General features: G+C 63.1%; 1 protein-coding gene. It reads left to right on the forward strand.

Features of this window, described 5'->3' with window-relative positions; all coding sequences use genetic code 11:
- Window positions 1-174 precede the first annotated feature (174 nt).
- A complete protein-coding gene (locus tag AC0QUY_RS42545; RefSeq protein WP_161849768.1) occupies window positions 175-1,203 on the forward strand; it encodes an IS110 family RNA-guided transposase in 1,029 nt (342 codons plus the stop codon).
- The last annotated feature ends 265 nt before the right edge of the window (window positions 1,204-1,468 follow it).

The following is a 1,468-nucleotide window of genomic DNA, read 5'->3' on the forward strand; positions in this document are numbered from 1 at the left end:
GTAGATGGGGTAACGGGCCCCGGTCCACCCTCCAGGCAAGCCGCGCTTGCTACGGCGGTGTTGGGTGGCGCGCTTCGCGCGACCTGCCTGGAAGGCGGGCGGTCGTCCCTCACATTGATGGTGTTACGGAGTCAGAGGGATGAGCCTCGCTCCAAGCATCAAGGAGAGACGACCATGGAGCATTATGCCGGAATCGATGTGTCATTGGAATGCTCGAGCGTGTGCGTTGTCGACGCCAATGGCAAGATCGTGCGCGAGGCCAAGGTGGCGAGCGAGCCGCAAGCCCTAATCGCCTGGTTCGGTTCGCTGGGCTTCGGCCTGGAGCGGATCGGGCTGGAGGCCGGACCATTGTCGCAATGGCTGTTTGCGGCCATGAAGATAGCCGGCCTTGCCGTGGAACTGCTGGAGACGCGGCACGTGCGGAAGGCGTTCGAGGCGATGCCGGTCAAGTCGGATCGCAACGATGCCCGCGGCATCGCGCAACTGATGCGGCTGGGCTGGTTCCGGCCAGTGCATTGCAAATCGATGAGTGCGCAAGAGACCCGATCGCTGCTGACGGCGCGCAAGCTGGTGCAATCGAAGCTTCACGACGTGGAGAACAGTCTGCGCGGGATCCTGCGCGGTTTTGGCCTGAAGGTTGGCAAGACGACCGGGCAGACGTTCGCGGGACGGATCGAGGAGCTCGTGGCGGGCCACCCGCACCTGCAAACGATCGCCAAGGCGCTGCTAGCGGTGCGAACAGTGCTGCGGGCCGAGTTCGCAGCCTTCGAGAAGCAGATCCGCAGGATGGTGCGATCCGACATGCAAGCACGGCTGCTGACGTCAGTCCCGGCGGTCGGCCCAATCGTGGCGCTAACCTATGCCAGCGCGATCGACGATCCAGCCCGGTTCAAATCGTCGAAGCAGGCAGGAGCCCATTTCGGGTTGACCCCGAAGAAGCATCAATCCGGCGAGACCGACTACACCGGCCGGATCAGCAAGATCGGTGATGCTTCGGTGCGCACGGTGCTTTACGAAGCCGCCAACGTCATGCTGACCAAGCCGGTCAAAGGCTGTTCGCAATTGAAGAGCTGGGCCATGCGGATCAAACGGCGCGCCGGCACGAACAAAGCCAAAGTGGCGCTGGCGCGCCGGCTCGCGGTGATCATGCATCGCATGCTCGCCGACGGAACACCCTTTAACGCCGCTGCTGCCGCAGCCTAACAGGAGAGACACAACAGTTTTCGGGCGGGTCACAACACCAGGCCTTCTCGAAGCGAAGTCCCTTCGCCGGGACGATGGATCAGGTCAGGCCGTTGCCCACCAGGTCGCCCTCGTGAGCACGCACAACGTAGATTGGTCGACCTATCCTCTTCCAACCCCATCAGGTGGCGGCCCTGCGCCGACCCCGTACAGAAGCAAGACCCCGGCGGGCGGACAACGCAAAGGGATTGACTAATCGAGGCCCGTTACAGAAGGGTGGGCAAAG

It is taken from the genome of Bradyrhizobium sp. WYCCWR15520 (genome assembly GCF_056174665.1).